This window comes from Belnapia arida (assembly GCF_016773205.1).
Classification (GTDB): domain Bacteria; phylum Pseudomonadota; class Alphaproteobacteria; order Acetobacterales; family Acetobacteraceae; genus Belnapia; species Belnapia arida.
In genome coordinates this window covers 224,630-249,976 of record NZ_JAETWB010000003.1, presented here as the reverse complement: position 1 = coordinate 249,976, position 25,347 = coordinate 224,630, and the positions used below count along the sequence as shown (strand labels likewise).

Annotated in this window: 21 protein-coding genes; 8 read left to right on the top strand and 13 right to left on the bottom strand. The window is 70.1% G+C overall.

Annotated elements, in window-relative coordinates; translation table 11 throughout:
- The first annotated feature begins 62 nt into the window (after positions 1 to 62).
- Positions 63 to 1,013 carry a Bug family tripartite tricarboxylate transporter substrate binding protein gene (locus tag JMJ56_RS10955; RefSeq protein WP_202831644.1) on the top strand — a complete coding sequence of 317 codons (951 nt, stop codon included), beginning with the start codon at positions 63 to 65 and terminating at the stop codon, positions 1,011 to 1,013.
- Here the strand turns inward: JMJ56_RS10955 and JMJ56_RS10950 are convergent, their stop codons facing one another.
- Positions 1,014 to 1,475: a TspO/MBR family protein gene (locus tag JMJ56_RS10950; RefSeq protein ID WP_202831643.1), complete on the bottom strand. Its 462-nt coding sequence runs from the start codon at positions 1,473 to 1,475 to the stop codon at positions 1,014 to 1,016.
- A 23-nt stretch (positions 1,476 to 1,498) separates the two neighbouring features.
- Here JMJ56_RS10950 and JMJ56_RS10945 point away from each other — a divergent pair, with 23 nt between their 5' ends.
- On the top strand, positions 1,499 to 2,581 hold the full coding sequence (locus JMJ56_RS10945; RefSeq protein WP_328702346.1) for a phosphotransferase family protein: 1,083 nt from the start codon (positions 1,499 to 1,501) through the stop codon (positions 2,579 to 2,581).
- Between the two features lie 31 nt (positions 2,582 to 2,612).
- Here JMJ56_RS10945 and JMJ56_RS10940 read toward each other — a convergent pair whose 3' ends face one another.
- Positions 2,613 to 4,316 carry an electron transfer flavoprotein-ubiquinone oxidoreductase gene (locus tag JMJ56_RS10940; protein WP_236037639.1) on the bottom strand — a complete coding sequence of 568 codons (1,704 nt, stop codon included), beginning with the start codon at positions 4,314 to 4,316 and terminating at the stop codon, positions 2,613 to 2,615.
- A gap of 94 nt (positions 4,317 to 4,410) precedes the next feature.
- Here JMJ56_RS10940 and JMJ56_RS10935 point away from each other — a divergent pair, with 94 nt between their 5' ends.
- From JMJ56_RS10935 to JMJ56_RS10920, 4 genes are all read left to right on the top strand, one after another.
- Positions 4,411 to 5,214, top strand: coding sequence for a uracil-DNA glycosylase (locus JMJ56_RS10935; RefSeq protein ID WP_202831642.1), 804 nt, complete (start codon positions 4,411 to 4,413; stop codon positions 5,212 to 5,214).
- A gap of 136 nt (positions 5,215 to 5,350) precedes the next feature.
- Positions 5,351 to 7,213: a lytic transglycosylase domain-containing protein gene (locus tag JMJ56_RS10930; protein WP_236037638.1), complete on the top strand. Its 1,863-nt coding sequence runs from the start codon at positions 5,351 to 5,353 to the stop codon at positions 7,211 to 7,213.
- A gap of 27 nt (positions 7,214 to 7,240) precedes the next feature.
- Entirely contained in the window at positions 7,241 to 7,780 is a 540-nt protein-coding gene (gene moaB / locus JMJ56_RS10925; RefSeq protein ID WP_202831641.1) for a molybdenum cofactor biosynthesis protein B, read from the top strand.
- A gap of 279 nt (positions 7,781 to 8,059) precedes the next feature.
- On the top strand, positions 8,060 to 9,493 hold the full coding sequence (locus tag JMJ56_RS10920; protein ID WP_202831640.1) for a DEAD/DEAH box helicase: 1,434 nt from the start codon (positions 8,060 to 8,062) through the stop codon (positions 9,491 to 9,493).
- Positions 9,494 to 9,496: 3 nt separating this feature from the next.
- Here JMJ56_RS10920 and JMJ56_RS10915 read toward each other — a convergent pair whose 3' ends face one another.
- From JMJ56_RS10915 to JMJ56_RS10905, 3 genes are all read right to left on the bottom strand, one after another.
- On the bottom strand, positions 9,497 to 11,155 hold the full coding sequence (locus JMJ56_RS10915) for a Na/Pi cotransporter family protein (RefSeq protein WP_202831639.1): 1,659 nt from the start codon (positions 11,153 to 11,155) through the stop codon (positions 9,497 to 9,499).
- 13 nt (positions 11,156 to 11,168) lie between these two features.
- Entirely contained in the window at positions 11,169 to 11,825 is a 657-nt protein-coding gene (gene pncA, locus JMJ56_RS10910) for a bifunctional nicotinamidase/pyrazinamidase (RefSeq protein WP_202831638.1), read from the bottom strand.
- Between the two features lie 217 nt (positions 11,826 to 12,042).
- Positions 12,043 to 13,104 carry a zinc-dependent alcohol dehydrogenase family protein gene (locus JMJ56_RS10905; protein ID WP_202831637.1) on the bottom strand — a complete coding sequence of 354 codons (1,062 nt, stop codon included), beginning with the start codon at positions 13,102 to 13,104 and terminating at the stop codon, positions 12,043 to 12,045.
- Positions 13,105 to 13,251: 147 nt separating this feature from the next.
- Between JMJ56_RS10905 and JMJ56_RS10900 the strand changes: the two genes are divergently transcribed.
- Positions 13,252 to 14,784 carry a UxaA family hydrolase gene (locus JMJ56_RS10900; RefSeq protein WP_202831636.1) on the top strand — a complete coding sequence of 511 codons (1,533 nt, stop codon included), beginning with the start codon at positions 13,252 to 13,254 and terminating at the stop codon, positions 14,782 to 14,784.
- 250 nt (positions 14,785 to 15,034) lie between these two features.
- Positions 15,035 to 16,804, top strand: coding sequence for an ABC transporter ATP-binding protein/permease (locus JMJ56_RS10895; protein ID WP_202831635.1), 1,770 nt, complete (start codon positions 15,035 to 15,037; stop codon positions 16,802 to 16,804).
- A gap of 165 nt (positions 16,805 to 16,969) precedes the next feature.
- On the opposite strand, the gene mnhG is transcribed toward JMJ56_RS10895, so the two are convergent.
- The 8 genes from mnhG to JMJ56_RS10855 all read right to left on the bottom strand — a co-directional run bounded on the left by mnhG (position 16,970) and on the right by JMJ56_RS10855 (position 25,284).
- Complete coding sequence (gene mnhG, locus JMJ56_RS10890; protein ID WP_202831634.1) at positions 16,970 to 17,326, bottom strand: monovalent cation/H(+) antiporter subunit G; 357 nt, start codon at positions 17,324 to 17,326, stop codon at positions 16,970 to 16,972.
- Positions 17,323 to 17,604 (bottom strand): K+/H+ antiporter subunit F, encoded by a 282-nt coding sequence (locus JMJ56_RS10885; protein ID WP_202831633.1) that lies wholly within the window; start codon positions 17,602 to 17,604, stop codon positions 17,323 to 17,325. Before JMJ56_RS10885 ends, mnhG begins: the two co-directional genes overlap by 4 nt.
- Complete coding sequence (locus tag JMJ56_RS10880) at positions 17,601 to 18,092, bottom strand: Na+/H+ antiporter subunit E (RefSeq protein WP_202831632.1); 492 nt, start codon at positions 18,090 to 18,092, stop codon at positions 17,601 to 17,603. Before JMJ56_RS10880 ends, JMJ56_RS10885 begins: the two co-directional genes overlap by 4 nt.
- Positions 18,089 to 19,693, bottom strand: coding sequence for a monovalent cation/H+ antiporter subunit D (locus JMJ56_RS10875; protein WP_202831631.1), 1,605 nt, complete (start codon positions 19,691 to 19,693; stop codon positions 18,089 to 18,091). The genes JMJ56_RS10880 and JMJ56_RS10875 overlap by 4 nt, the downstream gene beginning before the upstream one ends.
- Entirely contained in the window at positions 19,690 to 20,034 is a 345-nt protein-coding gene (locus tag JMJ56_RS10870; RefSeq protein ID WP_202831630.1) for a Na+/H+ antiporter subunit C, read from the bottom strand. Before JMJ56_RS10870 ends, JMJ56_RS10875 begins: the two co-directional genes overlap by 4 nt.
- A complete protein-coding gene (locus JMJ56_RS10865; RefSeq protein ID WP_202831629.1) occupies positions 20,034 to 22,982 on the bottom strand; it encodes a monovalent cation/H+ antiporter subunit A in 2,949 nt (982 codons plus the stop codon). The genes JMJ56_RS10870 and JMJ56_RS10865 overlap by 1 nt, the downstream gene beginning before the upstream one ends.
- A gap of 56 nt (positions 22,983 to 23,038) precedes the next feature.
- Entirely contained in the window at positions 23,039 to 23,503 is a 465-nt protein-coding gene (locus tag JMJ56_RS10860) for a PTS sugar transporter subunit IIA (protein WP_202831628.1), read from the bottom strand.
- A 584-nt stretch (positions 23,504 to 24,087) separates the two neighbouring features.
- A complete protein-coding gene (locus JMJ56_RS10855) occupies positions 24,088 to 25,284 on the bottom strand; it encodes an LLM class flavin-dependent oxidoreductase (protein WP_202831627.1) in 1,197 nt (398 codons plus the stop codon).
- Positions 25,285 to 25,347: the final 63 nt, after the last annotated feature.

Here is a 25,347-nt window from a genome sequence, read left to right as displayed (position 1 = left end):
TCCGGCCTGATGGGTGGGGTTCGGGGAGGGCAAAGCCCTTCCTGTGAGGGAGGAACGAAGCAATGAAGCGCAGAACCCTGCTCGGCGGGATGACGCTTGCCATGCCCGCCCTGGCCCAGACGGAGCGCTGGCCAAGCCGGGAGATCAGCCTCGTTACCGGCTTCGGCCCCGGTGGCGGGACGGATGTGGTGGCGCGGGCAATCGCTGCGCATATGGAGAAGACGCTCGGCGTCGCCATCCCGGTGCGGAACACGCCCGGGGCGGGCGGGACCCTCGGGCCGGGGCGGATCGCGCAATCGCGGCCGGATGGCTACACCTTCGGCCTGGTCGGGCTCTCGGCGCTGGTGGTGGCGCCGCTGACCATGGACCTGCCCTACAAGCCCTGGGAGAGCTTCGACTTCCTCGGCTGCACATCGGAGCTGCGGATCGCGGTGCCGGTCGGGCCGTCGATGCCGCAGGTGCGGACCTTGGCCGATTTCATCGCGGAGGGGCGGCGTCGGCCCATCACCGTCGCCAGCACCAATCCGGGCTCGGCGGTCAGCTTCTTCGACTTGGCGCGGCTGGCGGGCATCCAGATCAGCTACGTGCCCTTCGGCAGCATCACCGAGGCGGCGAGCCAGGTGGCAGGCGGGCATGTCGATACCTATTCCGGCACCTCGGAGATGATCGGCCTCGTGCGGGGAGGGCAGCTTCGGATGCTGGCGAGCGCGAGCGTCGACCGCTGGCCGGACTTCCCCGAAGTGCCGACGCTGATCGAGCAGGGCTATCAGACGGCGACGCGGCAGCTCATCATCTGGGCCGGGCCGGCGGGCCTGCCGGCGCCGATCCGCGATCGGCTGGAGGCCGCGCTGATGGCCGCGGCGAGGGACCCGGAGGTGCTGGCGCGGCAGGCGGCGGGTGGAATCGCCAGCCGGGTGATCGACCGGGCGGGGACGGTGGCGGCGATCCGCGAGGTGCAGCCGGGGGTGGAGGCGGCGCTCATCGCCTCCGGCATGAGCCGGAAGCGAAGCTGATCAGGCCGGGCGCGGGTTTCGCTGCCAGATGGCGAAATTCAGCGCGCCGGCGAAGGTCACCCAGGCGAGGTAGGGCACCATCAGCCAGGCGGCCGTCGTGCTGATGGGGGCGAAAAGCAGGATGCAGCCGAGGATCGAGAGCCAAAGCAGCACCAGCTCGCCGAAGGCGAGGTCGGGGCGCTTCAGACCGAAGAAGACGGCGGACCAGCCGGCGTTCAGCAGGAGCTGCACGCCATAGAGGGCCAGCGCCGGGACAAAGCCAGCCTCGCGCCAGACGAGCCATCCAGCGATGGCGATCAGGATGTAGAGCAGCGTCCAGGCCGGGGCGAAGAGCCAGTTGGGTGGGTTCCAGCTCGGCTTCGCCAGGTTCTCGTACCAGTCGCCGGGGCGGAAGACGGCACCCGAGCAGGCGACGAGGAAGCAGGCCGCGAAGAAGCCAAGGAAGGCGAAGGTGCTGTTCATCGGTGCAGGATAGCGCAAACCGGGTGGAACGGTTGCCCACGCCCCTCGCCCCGGCCATGCTCCCGACAGATGGGGAGGAGACGGGCATGGGCGAGGCGCCTGAATTCGAGGCCGCGCGGCTGGATGGCTTCCTGCGGGAGGCCATTGCAGGGCTCCAGGGTGAGATGGCCATCGAGCGCATCTCGGGCGGCCAGTCGAACCCGACCTTCTTCGTCACCTATGCCAACCGGCGCCTGGTGCTGCGCAAGAAGCCGCCGGGCGAGGTGCTGCCCTCGGCCCATGCGGTGGACCGGGAGGCGCGGGTGCTGCGGGCGCTGGCGGGGAGCGAGGTGCCGGTGCCGCCGGTGGTGCTGTTCCACGAAGGGGCTGAGGTGGTGGGGACGCCCTTCTACGTGATGGACAGGGTGGAGGGGCGGGTCTTCGGCACCTGCGACCTTCCGGGGGCTTCGGCCGGGGAGCGGCGGGCGATGTACCTATCCTTCGCCGAGACGCTGGCGCGGCTGCACGATGCCGACTGGCGCGCGGCGGGGCTCGAGGGGTTCGGGCGGCCGGGCAGTTATTTCGAGCGGCAGGTCGGGCGCTGGACGAAGCAGTGGGAGGTGCAGCGCTTCCGCGACATCCCGGAGCTGGCCGAGCTGGCGGGCTGGGTCGCGGCGCATATTCCGCCCGACGACGGCGAGGCGGGCATCGTCCATGGCGACTACCGGCCGGGCAACGTGATGTTCGCGCCCGATGGCCCGCAGGTGGTGGCGGTGCTGGACTGGGAGCTCTCGACCATCGGGCATCCGCTGGCGGACCTCGCCTTCAGCACCATCCCCTGGCGGAGCACGCCGGAGGAGTATGGCGGGATGCGGGGGCTCGACCTCGATGCGCTCGGGATTCCGGGCGAGGACGAGTATGTGGCGCATTACTATGCCTGCCGACGGACACCGGCGCCGCGGCTGGAGCCTTTCCACCGGGCTTTCGCCATGTTCCGCTTCGCGGTGATCTTCGAGGGCATCGCGGTGCGGGCGCGGACGGGGACGGCGGCCTCGGCGGATGCGGCGAAGGTGGGCGAGCTATCGGTGGCCTATGCCCGGCGCGGGCTGGAGTGCGTCGAGGGGTAGCGGCACCCGGAGGTGCCGCTACCCTGCTCCCTCACATGCCGCCGATGTAGTTCGGCCCGCCGCCGCCCTCCGGCGTGCGCCAGTCGATGTTCTGCGTCGGGTCCTTGATGTCGCAGGTTTTGCAGTGGACGCAGTTCTGCGCGTTGATGACGAGGCGTGCGCCGGCATCGCCCGCTTCGACATCGCCGCCGGGGCCGGTGGCCTCGGGGTCGGGCGTGCCTTTCAGCTCGCGCTCGGCATCGGGGCCGACGGCCTCGTAAACCGCTGCCGGGCAGTAGCGGCTTTCGGGGCTGCGGAACTGGTCCCAGTTCACGCCCTTCCAACGGTCCGGATCGCGGAGCTGGAGGTGGGCGGGCTGGTTTTCCTCATGGTTGGTGTTGGAGAGGAAGACCGAGGAGAGGCGGTCGAAGGTCAGCACGCCGTCCGGCTTCGGGTAGGTGATGCGCTTCGCCTGGGCGGCAGGCTTCAGCGTCTCGTGGTCGGCATGGTGTGGCCAGGTCCAGGGCGCCTTGCCGCGGAAGACGTAGGTGTCGAGCGCGGCATTGGCGAGGCCGCCCCAGAAGCCGTACTTGGCGAAGCCCGGGCGGATGTTGCGGACGCCCTTCAGCTCCTCCCAGACCCAGCTTGCCTTGAGGGCTGTGGGGTAGCTGTCGAGCACCGGCGCGCGCGTCTCGCCGGCGATCGCCGCGGCGGCGGCCTCGGCGGCGAGCATGCCGGTCTTCATGCTGGTATGCGTGCCCTTGATCTTCGGCACGTTGAGGAAGCCGGCGCAGTCGCCGATCAGCGCGCCGCCGGGGAAGACCAGCTTCGGGATGGCCTGGAAGCCGCCCTCGTTCAGCGCGCGGGCGCCATAGGCGACGCGCTTGCCGCCTTCCAGCATCTTCCGCACCTCGGGGTGCGTCTTGAAGCGCTGGAACTCGTCGAAGGGCGAGAGCCAGGGGTTCGAGTAGTCGAGGCCGACGACGAAGCCGATGGAGACCAGGTTCTCGCCCAGCATGTAGAGCCAGGAGCCGCCATAGGTGTCGGAGGTCAGCGGCCAGCCGGTCGAATGCCAGACGAGGCCGGGCTTGTGGTTCTCCTTCGGGATCTCCCAAAGCTCCTTCATCCCGAGCGCATAGGTCTGCGGGGCGACACCCTGACGCAGGTCGTAGCGCTCGAAGAGCTGCTTGGTGAGGGAGCCGCGGCAGCCCTCGGCGAAGAGGGTGTAGCTGGCGCGCAGCTCCATCCCCGGCTCGTAGGCGGGGCCCTTGGTGCCGTCCTTCTGGATGCCGGCGACGCCCGCGACGACGCCCTTCACCTGCCCGTCCTCGATGATCGTCTCGGAGGCGGCGAAGCCCGGATAGATCTCGACGCCCAGCGCCTCAGCCTTGGCGCCGAGCCAGCGGCAGACATTGCCAAGCGAGACGATGTAGTTGCCGTGATTGTTCATCTGCGGCGGCGTCGGCAGCTTGAAGGCGCGCGTCTCCGTCAGCAGCATGAAGCGGTCATCGGTGGCAGGCGTCGCCAGCGCCGGCGGGTCCTCGCGCCAGTCCGGCAGCAGTTCGTCGAGGGCGCGGATCTCGAGCACGGCGCCGGAAAGGGTATGGGCGCCGATCTCGCTGCCCTTCTCGACCAGGCAGACCGTGGCATCGGGCGCGACCTGCTTCAGCCGTATCGCGGCGGCGAGACCGGCGGGGCCGCCCCCCACGATCAGCACATCGAATTCCATTGCTTCGCGCTGTTCGGCACCGGACATGCCTGGCTCCTCCTGGTTCGTCTCCGCATGTAGCGTCGCTTCGGGTTGCACGGAACCCCGGGGGCAGGAATATAGGCCGTTGGCGGGGGCGCGGATGGAGGCTGAGACACAGGAGACGCTGATCGCGGCCCTCAGGCTCCAGCTCGACTGGGGCGTGGACGAGGCGCTCGAAGCGGAGCCGCAGGACCGGGCGGCGCGCGCCTCGGAGCGCGCGGAGGTGCCAGCGGCGCGCTCCCCTTCCCCCGCTCCTGCGCCGTTGCGCGCCCAGCCGCAGCTGCTGCCGGCCTCCGTCGCCGGGACCCGGGCGCAGGCCTTGGCGGCTGGGGCCGACAGCCTACCGGCGCTGCGCGAGGCCATGGCGCAGTTCGAGGGTAGCCCGCTCAAGGAGACGGCGATGAACCTCGTCTTCGCCGATGGCGTGGCGGAGAGCGGGCTGATGTTCATTGGCGAGGCGCCCGGGGCGGATGAGGACCGGCTGGGACGCCCCTTCGTCGGCGTCTCAGGCCAGTTGCTCGACCGGATGCTGGCCTCGGTCGGGCTAAGCCGGGAGCGCGATTTCTACATCACCAACATCCTGCCCTTCCGCCCGCCCGGCAACCGGACGCCGACGGATGCGGAGATCGCGCTCTTCCTGCCCTTCATCCTGCGGCATATCGAACTCGCACGGCCGCGGCTGGTGGTGCTGCTGGGCGGCGTCTCGGCCAAGGCGCTGCTGCGCTCGCGGGAGGGCATCACCCGGCTTCGCGGTCGTTGGCATCAAGTAACAATCAATGAAGGGCAAGCCTTGCCGGCACTCGCCACATTGCATCCTGCCTATCTGCTGCGCACACCTTCGGCCAAGCGCGAGGCCTGGAACGACCTGCTGATGCTGCGGCGGAAGATCGACAGCACAGATTAGATGCCAACGGGATTGTTATACATGCCATTGGCCATGGCATCGCTGCGAATGCACGCCCAGGTGGAAACGATCTTATCTTGATCCCGCAATTGAGGGGTTGCGCTTCAATGCTCGCGACCGCTAACGGGAACGTGCCATGCGCGCGATCAGACCCATGGCCCGCTGCCTCCTTCGCCCCCTGCTTTGCGGGGTCCTGCTGGGGGGGGCGCTGACGGCGGGGGCCACGGCCTCGGCCCAGGCGCAAAGGGCCCCAGCCTCGACCGCCACTCCGGCCTCCTTCGGCCAGACCGCGATGATCCTGCCCCGCCCCGCCCCCACCGGCGGGGTAGCCGGGCTGCCGCAGGTGCTGGCGCCCTCCGAGGCTGCACGGCTCCGGCGCATCTTTCAGGCGCAGGCGGCGGGCGATCTCACCACGGCGGAGCGCGAGACGGAGCGGCTGGAGGACCGGCGGCTGCTCGGCCAGGTGCTGGCCGACCGCTGGTTGCGGCCGGCAGGGCAGCCGAATCCGGCGGCGCTGCAAACCTGGCTGGCGCATCACCCGGATCATCCGGACGCGCCGCGGATCCATGCCCGGCTTGCCGAGATGCTGCCGCGCGGGACGGCGCTGCCGACCCCGCCCGAGGCGGCGGAGGTGCTCTCGCCCGACCAGTCCCTGGCGCCGGAGGAGCGGGACGGTGCGGCCGTTACCCGCAACCCGACGCTCGACCGGGCGGTGCGGGACAAGGCCCGGGAGGGGAATGCTGCGGCGGCGCTGGCGCTGATCGGGCGGACGCGCGGGCTCTCGCCGGCCTATGCGGCGCTGCTGCGGGCCGACCTGGCGATCGGCCTTTTCCGCGCAGGGCGGGACGAAGAGGCCTTCCGTATCGCCGCCGAGACGCTGCGGCAGTCCGCCGGCAGGGGGGAGAACGGCGTCGCCGCCTTCGCCGCCGGGCTCGCCGCCTGGGGGATGGAGCGCTACGACCTCGCCCTGCCCTATTTCGAGCGGGCGGCGCGGACCGAGGCGGCGGCGCCGGCGCTGCGCTCGGCAGCGGCCTTCTGGACCGGGCGGGCGGCGGTCAGGGCGCGGCAGCCGCAGCTCTACGTCTCCTGGATGACGCAGGCGGCGCAGGAGCCGCGGACCTTCTACGGCCAGGTGGCACGGCGGGCGCTGGGCCTGCCGAACAAATTCGCCTGGGAGGGCGAGCTGGCCGGCGAGGCCGAGACCGCGGCGCTGGCCGAGACGGCGGGCGGCTGGCGGGCCCTCGGCCTGTTGCAGATCGGCCAGGGCGTGCGGGCCGAGGCGGAGCTGCGGCAGCTCTGGGGACAGGCCAGGAACAACCCGACGCTGGTGCGGGCAATGCTCTCCGTGGCCTCGGCGGCGGGGATGAACGGCCTCGCCTCGCAGCTTGCGGCGGCGAGCCAGGGGGCGGATGGGCGGCCGCGGGACTTCGCCCGCTTCCCGCTGCCGCGCCTGCAGCCGCAGGGCGGGTTCCGGGTCGATCCCTCGCTGCTCTATGCGCTCGCCTTGCAGGAGAGCCGCTTCGATGCCGCTGCGGTCTCGCCGGCTGGGGCGCGCGGGCTGATGCAGCTGATGCCGGCGACGGCGAGCTACGTGGCGGGAGATCCCTCGCTCTCGGCGGAGAACCGGGACCGGCTGCACGACCCTGGTTTCTCCCTCGATCTCGGCCAGCGCTACGTGCATTACCTGGCGCGGCAGGAGGGGGTGGCGGGCAACCTCATCCGGCTGCTGGCGGCCTATAATGCCGGACCCGGTAACCTACAGAAGTGGCTGCCGGCGAGCGGGCACCGGGACGACCCCTTCCTGTTCATCGAATCCATCCCGATCGACGAGACCCGGGCCTTCGTGCAGCGGGTGATGGCCTATTCCTGGATCTATGCCAGCCGGCTTGGCCTGCCGGCGCCGAGCCTCGACCAGATGGCCGCCGGGAGCGTGCCGAAATTCGCCGGGCCCGAGGATGTAACGGCCATGCTGCGCCGGCGGCCTGCTGCGCTACGGTAGCGCCCGACGAGCCACGGAGCGCCAGCCATGCCGATCGATGAGAGCCTGCCCTTCATCCCCGTGAACATCGCCGTCCTCACCGTCTCCGACACGCGGGACCTCGCCTCCGACCGCTCGGGGCAGACCTTGCAGGAGCGGATCGAGGGCGCCGGCCACCGTTGCGCCGCGCGTGAGATCGTGCGCGACGAAGCGGATGCGATCGAGTCGGTGCTGCGGCGCTGGATCGACGACCCCAGCATCGATTGCGGCATCACCACCGGCGGGACGGGCATCACCGGCCGCGACGTGACCCCGGAGGCCTTCAAGCGTGTGCTGGAGAAGGAGATCGAAGGCTTCGGCGAGCTGTTCCGCATGCTCAGCTACCGCAAGATCGGCACCAGCACGATGCAGAGCCGGGCGATCGGCGGCGTGGCGAACGGCACCTATCTCTTTGCCCTGCCCGGCTCTACCGGGGCCTGCAAGGACGCCTGGGACGACATCCTGCTGTTCCAGCTCGATGCCCGGCACCGGCCCTGCAACCTGGTGGAGCTGATGCCGCGGCTCAACGAGCATATGCGGGCAGCGTGAAGCCCTTGCTTTCGCAGCTGCGAAGGCGTATGTAGGCGGTACCGGCGGCGCCATGCCCCGGTGGTGCCCGGCCGCGTGAGCGGCCACCCTGTCCGGTTTCAGTCCGCGCGCGGCCCCTTGGGCTGCCTTTGCTGGGCGTAGCGGGACGCGGTCGAACTGCCGGCGCACAGGAAGCCATCTTCCGGATCGACCCAGCCACGCGGGGTCTCCACCTGAAACCCCGCGGCGACCCATGACCGGGTCCGCGTCAGGCGCCGCGTGTCTGGGATTACCGATTTCGTGACAAGCTTTACCGATCTTGGCCTCGCCGCGCCCCTCCTGCGCGCGCTCGATGAGTCCGGCTACACCACCCCGACCCCGATCCAGGCGCAGGCCATCCCGCTCGTGCTCGAGGGGCGCGACCTGCTCGGCATCGCCCAGACGGGAACGGGCAAGACCGCGGCCTTCGCGCTGCCGATCCTGAACCAGCTCATCGCCAAGGGCGGCCGGCCGCCGCGCGGCGGCAGCCGCGTGCTGGTGCTCTCGCCGACGCGCGAACTCGCCACGCAAATCGCCGACAGCTTCAAGACCTATGGTGCGCATCTCGGCTTCAGCGTGACGACCGTCTTCGGCGGCGTGCCGCATGGCGGGCAGCGCCGGGCGCTGGCGGCGGGCATCGACGTGCTGGTGGCGACGCCGGGCCGTCTGCTCGACCACATGGCCGCCGGCACGGCACGCCTCGACCGCGTCGAGGTGTTGGTGCTCGATGAGGCCGACCAGATGCTGGACAAGGGCTTCCTGCCCGCAATCCGCAAGCTGATCCCGGCCCTGCCGAAGGCGCGGCAGACCTTGTTCTTCTCCGCCACCATGCCGACCGAGATCGGCCGGCTGGCGGGCGAGTTGCTGCGCGACCCGGCGCGGGTCGAGGTGGCGCCGGTCGCCACCACCGCCGAGCGCGTGGCGCAGCGCGTGCTGCATGTCGAGACGGCGCGGAAGCGCATGCTGCTGGCGAAGCTGCTGAAGGGCGAGGGCGTCGGCCGCACGCTGGTCTTCGCCCGCACCAAGCACGGCGCCGACCGGGTGGTGAAGCAGCTGGCGCAGGACGGGCTCTCGGCCAATGCCATCCACGGCAACAAGAGCCAGGGCCAGCGCGAGCGGGCCTTGCAGGAGTTCCGGGAGGGCAGCGCGCCGATCCTGGTGGCGACCGACATCGCCGCACGCGGCATCGACGTCGATAACGTCACCCACGTGGTGCAGTACGACCTGCCGGACGTGCCGGAGAGCTATGTGCATCGCATCGGCCGCACCGCGCGTGCGGGCGCCTCGGGCGAGGCGGTGGCGCTGGTCGCGGCGGAGGAGCTGGACAAGCTCTGGGCCGTCGAGAAGCTGATCCGCACGCCGATCCCGGCCGAGGACCACCGGCAGGACCAGTCGAGCCCGGTGACGCGGCCGGTGCAGACGGGGCGTCCGGCCGGGCGTCCGCAAGGGCATCGAGGCGGCGGCCAGGGGCGTGGGCGCGGCGGTGCGTCGCGGCCGCAGGGCCAGCCGGGCGGGCAGCAGCAGCGGCCGGCCGGCAACGGCGCCGCCAACCAGACGCGGCGGCGCGCAATGCCGGCAGCCATCGGCGAGCAGACCCGGAGCGACCGGCGCTGGCGCGACGGCGATTTCCGTGACGGCGGCGGCGCCAAGCCGGGCAGCCGGACGCAGACTTGGCGCGTCGGCGGCGATGACTAAGGTCTAGTCTTCCTGCGCGAGGCGGCTCGGCAGCAATTCGCCGCGCCGCTCCAGCAGCGGGTGGGCGACGGCGGCGAGATGGCCGCCGACGCGACGCAGGTCGCGCACCGCATCCAGCAGGAGGCCGGCGGCGCCGCCGCCTTCCGCGGCCGTCAGAGCACCGGCCTCGGCCATGCGCCGGGCGGCGTCGCGTTCGGCGGCGCGCAGGCCCTCCTTGCCGCGGACCAGGCTGCGGGCAGCCTCGGCATCCTCCATCATGAAGACGGCGATCGCCAGGCGGAGCTGCTCCAGCAGCGCCGTGTGCAGCGCCTCGATCTCCCGCGCTGGCTCGGGGCCGAGGGCCAGGCCGCGGCGCAGGCGCTTGGCCGCATGACGCACCAGGTCCCGTTCCACCACATCGGCGGCGTGCTCGAGGGCGATGGCGAAGGCCTGGATCTCGGCGAGACGGCGGTTTTCTTCGTCGCCCAGCCTCTCGCGCGGGATGCGGGCGAGGTAGGAATGGACCGCGCGGTGCAGCCGGTCCACCACGTCGTCCATACGGTTGATGGCGCGTGCGGCCTCGCGGTCCTGGCCGCGGAAGGCGGCGGCGGAGCCGCGTAGCATCGCTTCCAGCTGGTCGGCGATGCGAAGCACCTCGCGGGCGGCATTGGCCAGCGCGACGGAGGGGGTGGTGAGCGCAGCTTCGTCCAGGTAGCGCGGGGTGCCGGCATCGGCGGCTGCGGCCCGCTCCGGCAGCCAATGACGCAGCAGGGCGGCGAGCGCCGGCACCAAAGGCAGGGCGAGCAGGCCCGTCACCAAGTTGAAGGCGAGATGCGCATTGGCGACCAACCGTGCCGGAGCCGGGTCGAGCGCCTGGAGCCAGCCGGTCGCCTGCGGCAGGAGCAGGAGGCCGAGGGCACAGCCGATCAGCCGGTTCAGCAGGTTGCCGGCAGGGACGCGGAGCCGGGCCCGGTCATCGCGGTCGCCGCCCGCTTCCAACAACGGGTTCAGCGCGCTGCCGAGATTGGCGCCGAGCACCATGGCCAGGGCCGCAGCCGGTGCGACGGCCCCGCTGCCGGCGAGGCCGGCGACGAAGAGCAGCCCGGCGACGCTGGAATGCGCTGCCCAGGCGATGGCGGCGGCGAGCAGCAGGTTGGGCAGGGGCTGGTCCGCCACCGCAGTCAGCAAAGCGCGGAGCGTCGGCGAGGCCTCGACCGGAGCCATGGTGCCGACCAGCTCATGCAGCGCCAGCAGCATCAGCCCGAGCCCGATGGCAACGCGGCCGAGATCGCGCGTCTGCGCCCGGCGGCCGCGGCGGAAGGCGACCACGCCGATCAGCACCAATGCGGGGAAAGCTGCCGTCGCGTCGAAGGAAAGGAGCTGGACGATCAGCGCGGTGCCGAGATTGGCGCCAAGCATCGCCGCCAGTGCCGGCGCCAGCGCCACCGCGCCCGATGCGGCAAAGGAGCCGACCATCAGCGCCGTCGCCGTGCTGCTCTGGAGCGCGGCCGTCACCCCAAGCCCGGCGAGGAAGGCGCGGCCCAGGCCACCCAGGGCAATGCCGAGCGCCTGGCGCAAGCGGCTGCCGAAGGCGCGCTGGACGCCACTCTGGACCATGTGCAGCCCCCAGAGCAGAAGGGCCGCCTCGCCAGCCAGTTCCAGCAGCAGCCTTGCCTCGCCCATCCCGGCCCGCCTTTCAGATGACGAAGTCGGCCGCAGTGATGAAGCGCACTCCGGCCGCGGCCAGCCTCGCCTTCGCCGCCGCGATCGTGTCCCCACCCTCAGGGAGGGGCAAGCCTATGCCACGACAGGCGTCTTCGATGACGCAGACGTGGTAGCCGAGCCGGGCGGCGTCCTCGGCGGAGAAGGCGACGCAGTAGTCGGTGGCGAGGCCGGCGAGGAAGAGGCGGCGGATGCCGCGGGCGCGGAGCCAGCCATCGAGGCCGGTGGCGGTGGTCCGGTCGTTCTCGAAGAAGGCGGAGTAACTGTCGATGGCGGGGCGGAAGCCCTTGCGGATGATGAGTTCGATGCGGCGCTGGTCGAGGCCGGGGTGCAGCTCGGCCTCAGCGCTGCGTTGGATGGCGTGGTCGGGCCAGAGGGTCTGCGGGCCATAGGGCATGGCGATGCTGTCGAAGGGCGCGCGGCCGGGATGGCTGGAGGCGAAGGAGGAATGGCCCGGCGGGTGCCAGTCCTGGGTGGCGAAGACCTGAACGAAGGGACCGGCCAGCAGGCGGTTGATGGCCGGGACCACCTCGTCGCCCCCGGCAATGGCGAGCGCGCCGCCCGGCATGAAGCACGGCTGCACGTCGATGAGGCCGAGCATGTCGGTGTCGGTAGGCCGGATCGACGGCATCGCGGTTGTTCCTTCGGAGACAGCGCGTCGGGCCAGGCGAAGGCGCTTCCGCTGGCCGATGAGGCTGGCGCCCGTCCCCTCCCCTTCAACGCCTGAGGCAGCGCTTCGCCGCCGATCCATCTGATTGGCGGCATCGGGCGGCTTCCGCCTGATTGTGTTCGCGGGAGCCGCCCTGGCTTGCTTTCGGACGGGCAGGTCACCCCGTCCGGGATGTGCCCTAGTTCGGCAGGATGACGCCCTTGCCGGAGGTCTGCTGGTCGAAGAGCTTGTAGGCCTCCTCCGCCTGGTCCAGCCGCCAGCGATGGGTGAAGAGCTTGTCCACCTCGATGCCGCGATCAGCGATATAGCGGGCGCATTCGGCCTGGCCGACCGTCGAGAAGGTCCAAGAGCCGATCAGCGTCACCTGCCGGCGCAGGAGGTCGGGGCTGACATCGAGCGTCACCTCGCCCCCCTCCCCCACATAGCAGGCCTTGCCCCAGGTGCGGATGCAGCGCACCGCCTGGGCCCGCGCCTGGGGCGAGGAGGAGGCATCGAGGGAGAGATGGGTACCGAGGCCATGCGTGGCGTCCTTGATGGCGCCCACGACATCATTGGTCTCGACCGGGTTGATGACGAGGTCGGCGCCGAATTCCTTGGCGCGGGCCAGGCGCTCCGGGCTGGTGTCGAGGGCGATGACGCGGGCGCCCATCGCCGAGGCGAGCTGCGTCGCGGAGAGGCCGACCGGACCCTGGCCGAAGACCGCGATCGTATGGTCGCCCTGCAGGCCAAGGCGTTGCAGCGCCCCCCAGGCGGTGCCGGTGCCACAGGAGATGGCGGCACCGGTCTCGAAGGAAAGCTCCTCCGGCAGGGTCACCACCGTCCGGGCCGGGCAGACCATGTAGTTGGCATGCGCCCCGTGGCCGGTGGCGCCATAGACCTGGTCGACACCGTCGTCGCACAGCTGCATCCAGCCGGTCGAGCATTGCGGGCAGACGCCGCAGCCGACGTAGTGGTGCTGCATCGCCCGCTGGCCGACCTGCGCCTGCTTCGGCGAGACGTTCTTGCCGACGGCGACCACCACGCCGCATGGCTCGTGCCCCCGGATGATCGGGCCGGAGAGCCCCTTGGTGAAGCCGAGCGAGGCGGAGGCGCCGCCGGCCGGGGCGCGGTAGAATTTCAGGTCGCTGCCGCACATGCCGGAGGCCTTGATCTCCAGCACCACATCGTCCGGCCCGGGGGTCGGGTCCGGGAAGTCCTGCAAGGCCAATTGCCGGTCGCCGAGGAAGACCACGCCCTTCATGCCGAATTCCCTCCCATTGCGGGCCGCCTGGCCCGGACGGGCATGATGCGGCGGGATCGGGCCGAGGCCCAGGGGGGATCGGCGGCGAAACCCTGGATGCGGGGCCGGAGGAAGGGGGTTAAACTGTCATCAAAGGGAGTTTCGCCGATGGATGCCATGACCCAGCCGCCCGTCATCCGCCTGCATCCGGAGGATGGCGTCGTCATCGCTCGCCAGGTGCTGCCCCCCGGGACGCCCGTCGCTCCGAACGTCCTCGCCGCGGCGCGCATCCCGGCCGGGCACAAGGTGGCGGTGCGCTTCCACGCACAGGGCGAGCCGGTGACGCGCTACGGGCAGATCATCGGCTTCACCACGGAGCCGGTGACGCCCGGGCAGTGGGTGCATACCCACAACCTCGCCATGGGCGACTTCGCCCGCGACTATGCCTGGGGCGTGGATGCCCGGCCGACCGACTACGTGGCGGAGCCGGCGACCTTCCAGGGCATCCGCCGGGCGGATGGGCGGGTGGCGACGCGCAACTACATCGGCATCCTCACCAGCGTGAACTGCTCGGCGCATGTGGCGGACCTCATCGCCCAGGCCTTCCGGCGCAACCCGCTGACCGGCGAGGACCCGCTGGCGGAGTGGCCGAACGTCGATGGCGTGGTGGCGCTGACGCATAAGACCGGCTGCGGCATGACGCAGGGGGAGCCCCTCAATCTGCTGCGGCGGACGCTCGGCGGCTTCGCGCGGCATGCGAATTTCAGCCATGTCATCGGCATCGGCCTCGGCTGCGAGGTGAACCAGATCGGCGGTCTGCTGGAGGAGCAGCGGCTGGCCGGGCGGCTGCGCAGCATGGACATCCAGGAAATGGGCGGCAGCCGGAAGACCGTGCAGGCCGGCATCGACTTCGTGCGCGAGGTGGTGGCCGAGGCCAACCGGGTGCAGCGCGAGACCGTGCCGGCGAGCGAGCTCTGCGTCGCGCTGCAATGCGGCGGCTCGGACGGGTATTCGGGCATCACCGCCAACCCGGCGCTGGGGGCGGCCTCCGACCTCGTCGTGCGGCATGGCGGGACGGTGATCCTCTCCGAGAGCCCGGAAACCTATGGCGCCGAGCATCTCTTCACCCGGCGCGCGGTCAGCCAGGAGGTCGGGCAGAAGCTGGTCGACGTGATGCACTGGTGGGAGGACTATACATCCAAGCTCGGCGCCGAGATGGATGCCAACCCCTCCCCCGGCAACAAGCTCGGCGGGCTGACGACCATCCTCGAGAAGTCGCTCGGCGCGATGGCCAAGGCGGGCTCGACCAACCTCGTCGATGTCGTGCGCTATGCAGAGGCTGTGACGCAGCGGGGCTTCGTCTTCATGGACACGCCGGGCTACGACCCGGTGGCGGCGACGGGCCAGGTGGCGGGTGGGGCGAACCTGCTCTGCTTCACCACCGGGCGCGGCAGCGTCTTCGGCTGCAAGCCGACGCCCTCCATCAAGCTCGCCACCAACACGCCGATGTACGAGCGGATGGAAGACGACATGGACATCAATTGCGGCACCATCGTCACCGGCGAGGAGACGGTGCAGCAGGTGGGCGAGCGCATCTTCCAGCATATGCTGCGCACGGCGAGCGGCGAGCGGACGAAGAGCGAGGCCTTCGACTTCGGCGGGGCGGAATTCGCGCCATGGCCGATGGGCGCCACCATGTGACAAGGTCTTGCCACATTCGAGCTTTGTGAGGGGGCCGGCGAAAGCTGGCCCCTTTTCGTTGCAGGGGAGCTAGATTGCCAGCAAAATCAAGCGTTTGAAGTTTGCAGTATCGCGCCGCAGCTTGGAGCAGCTGCGTATATGGACGTCACACTCGCCATGCTTCCGCCGCAATCCTGCCTCAATTTCCTTGCGACCCTCATATCGCTTTGTATATCTCATCCCGTACTGATTTCAGACGGGAGATTTCGCCTTGGCCGCTTCCCGCATCCAGCCCCCTTCCCAAAGCGCCTTCCGGCGCATTTTGCGCATGGCGCAAGGCTGGTACGGCTCCGAGGAACGGGGCGTGGCCTGGGGGCTGACGGCGGCGACACTCCTCCTGACCCTGGCGCAGATCGGCACGCAGCTTCGCCTCAATCTCTGGCACCGCGACTTCTTCAATGCGCTCGAAGGACGGCAGGCGGCGGCAAGCGCGGGACAGGTTTCGACCTTCCTCATCCTGGCGGGGTTGAGCATGGCGATCGCCGTCGCGCTGCTCTGGGCGCGGCAGATGCTGGCGCTGCGCTGGCGGCGCTGGCTGGTGCATCATCTGCAGGAGCGCTGGCTGGCGGATGCCTGCCACTATCGCATGGGGCTGATGCCGGATGCGGCGGACAACCCGGACCAGCGGATCAGCGAGAACACCCGCTGGGCGACGGTCATGGCAGTCGACCTGGCGACGGGGCTGTTGCAGGCGCTGCTGACGCTCGTTTCCTTCACCGGCGTGCTGTGGACGCTCTCGGACGCGGTGCGGCTCGGCGGGATGGAGGTGCCGGGGAGCCTGGTGCTGGTCGCCGGCCTTTATGCGCTGGCGGGGGGAACGCTGACCTGGCTGATCGGGCGGCCGATGGTCGGCATCAATATCCGCCGCAACCACGCGGAATCCGACCACCGCTTCGCCCTGCTGCGGCTGCGCGAGAGCGCCGAGGCGGTGGCCCTGATCCGCGGCGGGGCAGATGAGGCGGCGGGGCTGCGCGGCAGCTTCGGGCGCGTCGTCGGCGTGATGCATGAGTTGCTGCGCTCAGAGCGGCAGCTGATGTGGCTCGGCTCCGGCTTCGGGATGGTCGCCGCCGTCATTCCGCTGCTGCTGGCGAGCCCGCAGTACTTCGCCGGCGCCCTGACGCTCGGCGCGCTGATGCAGATGGCGCAGGCCTTCACCGAGGTGGTGCGCGCCCTTTCCTGGTTCCAGGAGAGCTGGCCGCGGCTGGCCGACTGGCGGAGCCATGTGGAGCGGGTCGTAGCGTTGGAGGACAGCCTGGATGCAGCCGAGGCGCTGGGGGCGGCGAGCGGCATCGAAACGGAGGAAGGCGGCGAGGTGCTGGCCTTCGACGAGCTGACAGTGCGCGGGCCGGACGGCAATGTACTGATCGCCGGCGCTTCGGCCGAGATCCGCGCCGGCGAGCGGGTGCTGATCCGCGGCGAGAGCGGCACGGGGAAGAGCACGCTGTTCCGGGCGGCCGCGGGGCTCTGGCCCTGGGGCGAGGGGCGCATCACCGTGCCGGCGCGGGAGGAGACGATGATCCTGCCGCAGCGACCCTATCTGCCGCTGGGGACGCTGCGGGATGCCGTCTGCTACCCGGCGCCGGCGGGGCGATTCAGCGATGCGGCGGTGCAGGCGGCGCTGATCCGCTGCGGGATGCCGGGCCTTGCGGGGCGGCTCGACGAGACGGGACGGTGGGACCGTTCGCTCAGCCTCGGCCAGCAGCAGCGGATCGGCTTTACCCGGGTGCTGCTGCACCGGCCGCGCTGGGTGCTGCTCGACGAGGCGACCTCGGCGTTGGACGACGCCGGGCAGGCAGCGCTGATGGGCCTCTTCTCCACGGAGCTGGCGGAGGCGACGCTGGTCTCGATCGGCCATCGGCCGGGCCTCGCCGAGCACCATGACCGGGTGCTGCAGCTCGAGGCGGGGGCGGCCGGGGCGCGGCTCACGGCGCCCCGCCCGGCGGTGACGCTGCCGGCATTGGTGGTCGCGCCGTACCGGTAGGGCTGATACCTAATCCGCCGATCGGAACCGATGTGCCTGGTCGCGCAGCCCAATGGACATGACGATCCGGGATTGGTCCGGCGAGCCTGTTCGAGGCCTGGTGGATTGATGCCAACCTGACTGGTCCGGTAACCCAGGCCGCAACCCTGAACTGCCAACGCTCGGTCATCGGTGGGAGCGTGGCGGAGGTGGCACGGGCGCCTTCCCCTCGATCCGGTCACGGTAGAGCGCTGCGCGGGTCAGCAACATGAGCGTGACCGGGGTCGTGATCACCACCAGCACCGCAATCAGGACCTCGTGGAGGATGAAGCGGGACTGCACGAGCGAGAAGAACAGCATCGAGGCCACAAGCACGCAACCGATGCCGAGCGTGGTAGCGAGGGTCGGGGCGTGGACGCGCTCGTAAAAGCTCCCGAGCCGCAGCAGGCCGACAGCCCCGACGAGCGCCAGTCCGGCACCGAGCAGCAGCAGAACGGCGACCGACAGCGCCGCCCAGGCGGGAAGCTCGGCGGCGTGCGTCACTCGATCACCTCGCCCCGCATGAGGAACTTGGAGAGCGCAGCCGTCGCAACGAAGCCCACCAGGGTGATCAGCAATGCCGCCTCGAAATAATGCGGGCTGCCCGTCCGGATGCCGAACACCAGCAGCAGCATGGCGGCGATGACATAAAGGGTGTCGAGCGCGAGCACGCGGTCCTGCGCCCGTGGCCCCCGCAGTAGGCGGAACGCGGCGCAGCCCATCGCGGCCACGAGCAGGAACTGCGTCACGAGCACGGCCCATCCGAGCAGCGCGGCACTCATTCGAAGATCTCCATCAGGCGCCGCTCCCACCTTTCCTTGACGATGTGGACCCACTCCGCTTCGTCGACCAGGTCGAGCACATGGAGCAGCATGGTGCCCTCCGCCGAGTCGTAGTCCACCCAGACCGTGCCGGGTGTTGCTGTGAGGATGCAGGCCAGCGCTGCCAGCCCGTAGGGCGCCCGCATGTCGAGCGGGATATAAATGAAGCCGGAGCGCCGCACGCCTCCGTCCGCGGGGTGGACGATGATTCGCGCCACCGCATAATTCGAGCGCATCACCTCCACCAGCACGTCGCCCAACAGGCCAGGCAGCACGGTGAGGCGGCGCAGCCGCGCCCTGGGCGACGCCAGCGAGGCCAGGGTCCAGGAGCCACCGACCGCGAGCACGCCGCCGAGCACCACCGCACCTGGCGAGATGCTCTCCATCAGCAGGAGCCAAGCGCTCAGTAGGAAGAGCGCGAGGAGCGGATGCGGCAGGAAGCGCCTCATCGGCCATCCTCCGGCGTCCCCAGCACGCCGCGCAGGTAGTTTGCCGGTACGTGCAGCGCCTCCGCAGCCGCGGTGGTATAGTCCAGGGCCGGGCCCGCGCCGACGGTCAACGCGACGCAAAGCGCGAGAAGCAGTGCCACGGGCAGGAACTCCACGATGCTGACCCGCTGCGGTCTGCCGGCCGGGGATGCCCAGAAGGCGTCCATCCCGGCGCGCACCATCGCCACCACCGTCGCCAGCCCGGACAGGATCAGCGCGGCCGCCAACACCCAGGCCAGTGGGCGCGGCGCGCCTCCGCCAGGGGCGAAGAGCGGTGACAGGATGGCGAACTTGGCCAGAAACCCGGATAGCGGCGGCAGGCCCGCAATCAGCAGAGCACAAGCCAGGAAGGAGACGCCGAGGGTCGCCACCGTGGCCGGGATCGGCACGCCGATGGCATCCCGCTCTCCGGGTTCGCCGTCCTCCTCGTGCTCGCCGGTGCCGAAAGCCTCGCGCGTCACGGCCAGCACGTCCGCGCCGATGTCGCGCCCGCGCTCGACGAGTTCCACCAGCAGGAACAAGGCGCCGATCGCCAGCACGGAGCCCGCGAGATACAGCAGCGCGCCGCCGGTGACGGCGGCCTGGCCCATGCCGATGGCGGCAAGCAGCGTGCCGGATGAGACGAGCACGCTCGCCCCGGCGAGGCGAGCCAGGTTCTGGCTTGCCAGCACGGCGACTGCGCCGAAGGCGACCGTCAGCAAGCCGCCAGCGGTCAGCGCCGTAGCGCCGAAGGCCGCGGAGGAGCCTGCGCCGTCACCGAACAGCAGCAGCCAGATGCGCAGTACGGCATAGATCCCGACTTTACTGAGGATCGAGAGGATGGCCGCCGCCGGCGCGCTGGCCGCGGCGTAGGTGCCCGGCAGCCAGAAGCCCAGCGGCCACATGGCCGCCTTGATCAGGAACGCGATGCCGAGCACGGCGAGCCCGGCTTCCAACAGCGCCCGGTCCTCGGCGGCAATGTCCGCCACCCGGGCCGCCAGGTCCGCCATGTTGAGCGTGCCGGCGATGCCGTAGACGACGCTGACGCCGATCAGGAACAGCAGCGAGGCGAGCAGGTTGATGACGATGTAGTGCAGCCCGGCCCGCACGCGCGCCGTGCCGGAGCCATGCAGCGCCATGCCGTAGGAGGCGGCAAGCATCGCCTCGAAGAAGACGAACAGGTTGAACAGGTCGCCCGTCAGGAACGCCCCGTTCAGCCCCATGAGCTGGAACTGGAACAGCGGATGGAAATGCGCGCCCGCGCGGTGCCAGCGCGCCAGCGAGAAGACGAAGGCGGCAAAGCCGAGTACGGAGGCGAGCGCCACCATCATGGCCGAGAGCCGGTCCAGCACCAGGACGATGCCGAAGGAGACGGGCCAGTCGCCCAGGCGATAGATCCGCACCCCCGGTGCATCCGCCGTAACCAGCAGCATGGCCGATAGCAGGACCAGCAGCACGGTCGAGGCAAGCCCGAGCCCTGCGAGCAGCCGGCGCCGGCCATTGCCTGCGATCACCGTCGCGGCGCCGGCCAGCATCGGGACAACGATCGGCGCAATCACGAGGTGGTCCGTCCAAGCGATCAACGCTCGCGCTCCCGGCCATCCACATGATCGGTCCCGGTAAGGCCACGCGCGGCAAGCAGCACCACCAGCAGCAGCGCGGTGGTGGCGAAGCCGATGACGATCGCCGTCAGCACCAGCGCCTGCGGCACCGGGTCGGTGAATGCCGCGAGCGTGCCGACCTCGCCGCGTCCCAGGATGGCGTCCGCGCCGATGCGCAACCCGCCGGTCGAGAAGATGAACAGGTTCACAGCGTAGGACAGCAGCGCGAGTCCGATCGTGACCTGGAAGGTGCGCGGCCGCAGCAGCAGCCAGACGCCGGACCCGGCGAGCACGCCGATGGCGAGGGAGACGACGAGTTCCATCAATCGCTTCCTGCCGTGACTCGCGTCCGCTCGGCCCGCGCCGACGACACGAGCGCCCGCGAGGTGGCGCGGCGGCCGCGTACGGACTGGTGGGCGAGGGCGACGAGCATCAGGAGCGTCGCGCCTACCACCAGCGCAAAGACGCCGATGTCGAACAGGAACGCGCTCGCAGTCGGCACCTGTCCAATGACTGGGAGTTCCAGGTAGCCGAAATAGGAGGTGAGGAAGGGACGGCCGAAGCCCAGGGCGGCGAGGCCGGTACCAGCCGCAAGCAGCAGGCCCATGCCGATCCAGATGCGGGGCCTGAGCCAGGACAGCCGGTCCTCGGTCCAGGCCGTGCCGCCGATCATGTATTGAAGGATCACGGCGATCGCAACGACCATGCCGGCGGAGAAGCCGCCCCCGGGAAGGTCGTGGCCCCGCAACAGCAGGAAAGCGGCGACCAGCACCATGACGGGGAAGATCAGCCGGGTGAGGGTAAAGGGTATGAGCAGCCAGTCCGCGACCGGCCCTGCCGTCGTCGGCGCCGGCTCTGCTGCCTCTGCAGAGACCTGGTCCTGCTGCTGCATGGGCGGTTCCAGGCTGTCGGGCGCGGGGCGGAAGCGGCGCAACAGCGCATAGGTGGCCAGGGCGACGGCGGCCACCACGAAGATCTCGCCGAGCGTGTCGAAGCCGCGGAAGTCCACCAGCGTGACATTGACCACGTTGGTGCCGCCGCCTTCCATATAGGCGCGGGCGAGGAAGTCCTGCGCCAGCAGCTCGGGCGGCGTGCGCGTCATGACGGCGTAGGAGAGAGCCGCCAGCCCCCCGCCCGCGCCTACTGCCAGGGCAAGGTCGCGCGTGCGCCGTGCGTGGGTCAGCACCTCCGGTCCGCCGTCTCCGGGAACCTGGATGCGCTTGGGCAGCCAGCGCAGGCCGAGCAGCAGCAGGACGGTGGTCACGACCTCGACCGTGAGCTGTGTCAGCGCGAGGTCGGGGGCCGAGAACCAGACGAAGGTGATGCAGACTGCGAGTCCGGCGCCGCCCGTCAGGATCAGCGCCGCCAGGCGGTGGAACTTTGCAAGCGTCGCAGCCCCAAGCGCACAGGCGCCGCCCACTGTCCAAATCAGGGCCAGTACGGGGTCCACGGCGGAAGGCGGCAGGTTGCCCGGCCCCGGGCCGCGCGCCCACACCGCCAGGCCACCGGCCAGGAAGGCGACGACGATGATCAGGCGAAGCTGTGGCTGGAGCCGACGCGTGCTCGCAATCCCTTCCAGCCGCCGTGCAAGGCGCCAGGAGAGGAAGACCATGGCTCGCTCGAAGATCCGCTTCCCTTCGAAGCGACGCAACAGCGGCTCGCCCTCGATCTCGCTCCGGAACCGCCTCTGCAGCACCAGGTAGAGCGCCACGCCCCCGGCAAGCGCGACCATGCTCATCAACAGCGGCAGGTTCAGGCCATGCCACACCGACAGGCTGTAGTAGGGCACGTTGTCGCCCAGTACGGAACGCATGGCAAGGTTGAGAAAAGGGCCCACCGTTGCGGCCGGCAGCACGCCGACGCCGATGCAGGTCAGAACCAGGATCTCGACGGGGAAGCGCATCCAAGTGTCCGGCTCGTGCGGCGTGTGCGGCAGATCCACGGGGTCGGGACCGAAGAAGGCGCCATGGATGAAGCGAAGCGAGTAGGCGACGCTGAAAGCGCTGCCCAGCATGGCCGCGAAGGGCAGCACATTGAGGAGCCCAAGCGGAGCCTCGGCCGACAGCGCCTCGGCGAAAAACATCTCCTTGGAAATAAAACCGTTCAGCAGCGGCACGCCCGCCATCGCCGCAGCCGCGACCAGGGCCAGCCGGGCGGTAAAGGGCATCGACCGGTTCAGCCCCGACAGGCGCCTGATGTCGCGCGTGCCGGTCTCGTGGTCGATGATGCCTGCCGCCATGAACAGCGAGGCCTTGAAGGCCGCATGGTTCAGGATGTGGAACACCGCCGCGACGAGGGCCAGCTCACTGTTCAGCCCGAGCAGCAGCGTGATCAGCCCGAGATGGCTGATGGTGGAATAGGCCAGCACGCCCTTCAGGTCGTTTTGGAAGATGGCGACATAGGCACCCAGCAGCATCGTCACCAGCCCGGCCGTGCCGACGATCAGGAACCAGGCTTCGGTGCCGGCCATCACCGGCCAGAGCCGTGCCAGCAGGAAGACGCCCGCTTTCACCAGGGTTGCCGAGTGGAGATAGGCCGAGACCGGCGTCGGCGCGGCCATGGCGTTCGGAAGCCAGAAATGGAAGGGGAACTGGGCGCTCTTCGTGAGCGCGCCGAGCAGGATCAGCACCAGCGCCGGCAGGTAGAGCGGGTGCTGCCTGATGCGGTCGCCTGCGGCCAGCACCGCGTCCAGCTCGTAGCTGCCGACGATGTGGCCGAGCACCAGAACGCCCGCGAACAGCGCGAGGCCACCCGTGGCAGTGACAGTCAGCGCCATGCGGGCGCCGTCACGCGCCGCCGTCGTGTGGTGCCAATAGCCGATCAGCATGAAGGAGAAGAGGCTCGTCAGCTCCCAGAAAAAGGCGAGCTGCACGAGGTTGCCCGAGATCACCACCCCCGTCATCGCGCCCATGAAGGCCAACAGGAAGGCAAAGAAGCGCGGCACCGGGTCGTCCTCGGCCATGTAGTAGCGCGCGTACAGCACGACGAGCGCGCCGATCCCCGTCACCAGCCCGGCGAAGAGCCAGGCGAATCCGTCCATGCGAAGCGTGAAGTTCAGCCCAAGCGACGGCATCCAGGCGAAATCCGCCCGCAGCACCCCACCGGTCGAAACGGTCGGATACGCGGCCCAGACCAGCAGCAGGGCGGTCAATGCGACCACGCCGGCCAACGCCGCCGCCGCGTTCCGGGCATGCGTCGGCAGCAGGCCGGCGGCGACCGCGCCGGCGAAGGGCAAGCAGACGAGGATGAGAAGCAGCGCGGCCTCGGACATCGCGGCGGCCTAGCGCCCGGTCCGAGGAACAGGCTCTGCGCCGGCGCTTCGCGGCATCACGTCGCCGCTTCCGGGGATGGGCCGGCAAGAAGCGCCACCACCTCATCCGGTGCCCTCGCCGAGCGCAGCCGCCGGAGCACCTGCGGCTCCCGGAGCGACCCGCAAATCCCCGATAAGGTGGGTAGGAACCCTTCGGGCGAGGCCTCGGGCCAGAGAACAAGGATGACGAGGTCCACGGCCTCCTCGTCACGTGCCTCGAAGTCCACGGGACGCTGCAGCCGCGCCACAAGCACGACCGGCGGAAGGTCTCCCTCCAGCCGCGCATGCGGTAGGGCGATGCCCCGGCCGAGCGCCGTCGAACCCAATCGTTCCCGCGCCTGCAGCGCCTCGGAAATTTCGGCTTCCGGCCGCCCCAGGCGGTTGGCCGCCTCGGTGGCCAGGAACTGCAGGACGGTCCGCTTGTTCGGCGCGTCGAGATCGAGGATGACGTCCGTCGCGGAGAGATGGTCCGTGATGCTCATCGCTGTTCCCTGCTGGAGCCGAAGCGCCCACGGTTCGCGCCGCGCGAACCAAGCGGTCAGACAGGAACGCGTGAGCGAAGCCTTTAGCCCCCGATACCGGGCGTGCCACACGTGTCCCGCATGAATGAGCAGGTGCGGCTACCAGCTAAGTTACCGACAGGCAACCCACCGGACGCAGCCGGATAATCGGCTGGAGAACCCGTGATGGCCAGCCAGGCTCGGGGCAAAGAGAGCCCGCTCATGCCTCAGGCGCCGGCGGATGCGGCACTGGTCTCGGCCGGCGCTCCGTCCGGAAATGATGGCCAGAAGGCGCTCGGCCCGCCTGCCTGACCGAGTTGCCTGGCTAGCCTTCCCCTGGCCCTGCGGTCTGGCATCCCTTGGGAAACGGCTGCGGCTCTGGCATGACATGCCGGCGCGGGCTGCGCGACTGGCAGGGGGCTATGGAGCCGCCTCCAACGCGCACCTCGACCGCCCGGGACGGCACAGCGCCATCGAATTTCAGCGGGCAGACCTTGACGCCGCATCCGGTGCAGCCAGTGGAAGGCCGCGCCCTGAGCGAACGATCCCCTCAGGGCGACCGAAGGCTACAACTCGACCTTGCCGGTGTGGAGGCGAAGCCGGATATGGTCCGGCACCTCCTGCCCGGCATCCGTGAAGGCCTTGCGCAGCGCATTCATGCTCGGGCCGAAGATGCCGCTGCGGTTCTCGCTGCACCATTCGCGCGACTGGGCGGGCATCGTCAGGCTGCCCTGGAAGCGGGGCATGACCCAGCGGGCGAAAAGCTCGTAGCTCCGCAGCGTGTCCTCGCGGTTGGCCCATTCATGGGCGCGGAAGAGCACCGCGCCGGCACCGCCCTCGGTGTATTCGAGCAGGCGCTCGATGCCCTTCGCCACCGTCTCCGGGCTGCCGACCAGGGTGGTGCCGGCCTTCAGCCCGTCGCCAAGCGGGTTCTCGCTGCGCATGGGCGGCCGCCCGAGGGTCTCGCTGAAATAGCTGAGTGTCTCCAGCCGCTCGCCGCGGGCGACGTCGTGGAAAGCGCGCTCGTCCTCCTCGGCGCAATGCATGTTCACGACCAGGCGCCAGCCGTCGCGCGGCATGGTCTTGCCGTGCTTCGCCGCCTCGGCCTCGCCCTGGCGCCAGTGCTCGGCGAGCTTCGCGTTGCCGCCCGGCAGACCGGCGCCGAGGGAGAGCAGGCCGACGCCATGCTTGCCCGCGGTCAGCACGCCGGAGGGGGTGGTGGCGCTGGCGACCGCGATCGGGAAGTGCGGATAGGTATAGGGGGCGAGGTGGAGCCGGGCCTGGTTCAGCTCGAACCAGTCGGTCTTCATCGTCACTGGCTCCTCGCACGCCAGCAGCTTCATGATGGCGCCGAGGCTCTCATCCATCATGCGACGCTGATCCTCGGCCTTGATGCCCATCATGTAGGCGTCGGAAACCAGGGCGCCGGGGCCGCAGCCGAGCATGGCGCGGCCGCGCGTCATGTGGTCGAGCTGGACGAAGCGCTGCGCGACGAGGAAGGGGTGATGGTAGGGCAGCGAGGTAACGCCGGAGCCGAGCTTGATGTGCTTCGTGCGCTCGGCCGCCGCACCGATGAAGATTTCGGGCGAGGCGATGATTTCCCATCCGGCGGAGTGGTGCTCACCGATCCAGGCCTCGTCGTAGCCGAGGGTGTCGAGCCACTGGATCAGCTCAAGGTCGCGGCCGAGAGCGAGGGTCGGGTTGTCGCCCACGCGGTGGAAGGGCGCGAGGAAGATGCCGAAACGCAAGCCGCGATGGGCCATGAGGGTACCTTTCTTCTCGGACGTCGGGACAAGGCTAGGAACGGGCGGCAGGTCGGTCAACCA

Bases quoted from the DNA above. Each gene is read 5' to 3' on its own strand.
- JMJ56_RS10955 (WP_202831644.1), top strand. From the start codon at position 63: ATGAAGCGCAGAACCCTGCTCGGCGGGATGACGCTTGCCATGCCCGCC.
- JMJ56_RS10950 (WP_202831643.1), bottom strand. From the start codon at position 1,475: ATGAACAGCACCTTCGCCTTCCTTGGCTTCTTCGCGGCCTGCTTCCTC.
- JMJ56_RS10940 (WP_236037639.1), bottom strand. From the start codon at position 4,316: ATGTCCGGTGCCGAACAGCGCGAAGCAATGGAATTCGATGTGCTGATC.
- JMJ56_RS10935 (WP_202831642.1), top strand. From the start codon at position 4,411: ATGGAGGCTGAGACACAGGAGACGCTGATCGCGGCCCTCAGGCTCCAG.
- JMJ56_RS10930 (WP_236037638.1), top strand. From the start codon at position 5,351: ATGCGCGCGATCAGACCCATGGCCCGCTGCCTCCTTCGCCCCCTGCTT.
- moaB (WP_202831641.1), top strand. From the start codon at position 7,241: ATGCCGATCGATGAGAGCCTGCCCTTCATCCCCGTGAACATCGCCGTC.
- JMJ56_RS10915 (WP_202831639.1), bottom strand. From the start codon at position 11,155: ATGGGCGAGGCAAGGCTGCTGCTGGAACTGGCTGGCGAGGCGGCCCTT.
- pncA (WP_202831638.1), bottom strand. From the start codon at position 11,825: ATGCCGTCGATCCGGCCTACCGACACCGACATGCTCGGCCTCATCGAC.
- JMJ56_RS10905 (WP_202831637.1), bottom strand. From the start codon at position 13,104: ATGAAGGGCGTGGTCTTCCTCGGCGACCGGCAATTGGCCTTGCAGGAC.
- JMJ56_RS10900 (WP_202831636.1), top strand. From the start codon at position 13,252: ATGGATGCCATGACCCAGCCGCCCGTCATCCGCCTGCATCCGGAGGAT.
- JMJ56_RS10885 (WP_202831633.1), bottom strand. From the start codon at position 17,604: ATGAGTGCCGCGCTGCTCGGATGGGCCGTGCTCGTGACGCAGTTCCTG.
- JMJ56_RS10880 (WP_202831632.1), bottom strand. From the start codon at position 18,092: ATGAGGCGCTTCCTGCCGCATCCGCTCCTCGCGCTCTTCCTACTGAGC.
- JMJ56_RS10870 (WP_202831630.1), bottom strand. From the start codon at position 20,034: ATGGAACTCGTCGTCTCCCTCGCCATCGGCGTGCTCGCCGGGTCCGGC.
- JMJ56_RS10865 (WP_202831629.1), bottom strand. From the start codon at position 22,982: ATGTCCGAGGCCGCGCTGCTTCTCATCCTCGTCTGCTTGCCCTTCGCC.
- JMJ56_RS10860 (WP_202831628.1), bottom strand. From the start codon at position 23,503: ATGAGCATCACGGACCATCTCTCCGCGACGGACGTCATCCTCGATCTC.
- JMJ56_RS10855 (WP_202831627.1), bottom strand. From the start codon at position 25,284: ATGGCCCATCGCGGCTTGCGTTTCGGCATCTTCCTCGCGCCCTTCCAC.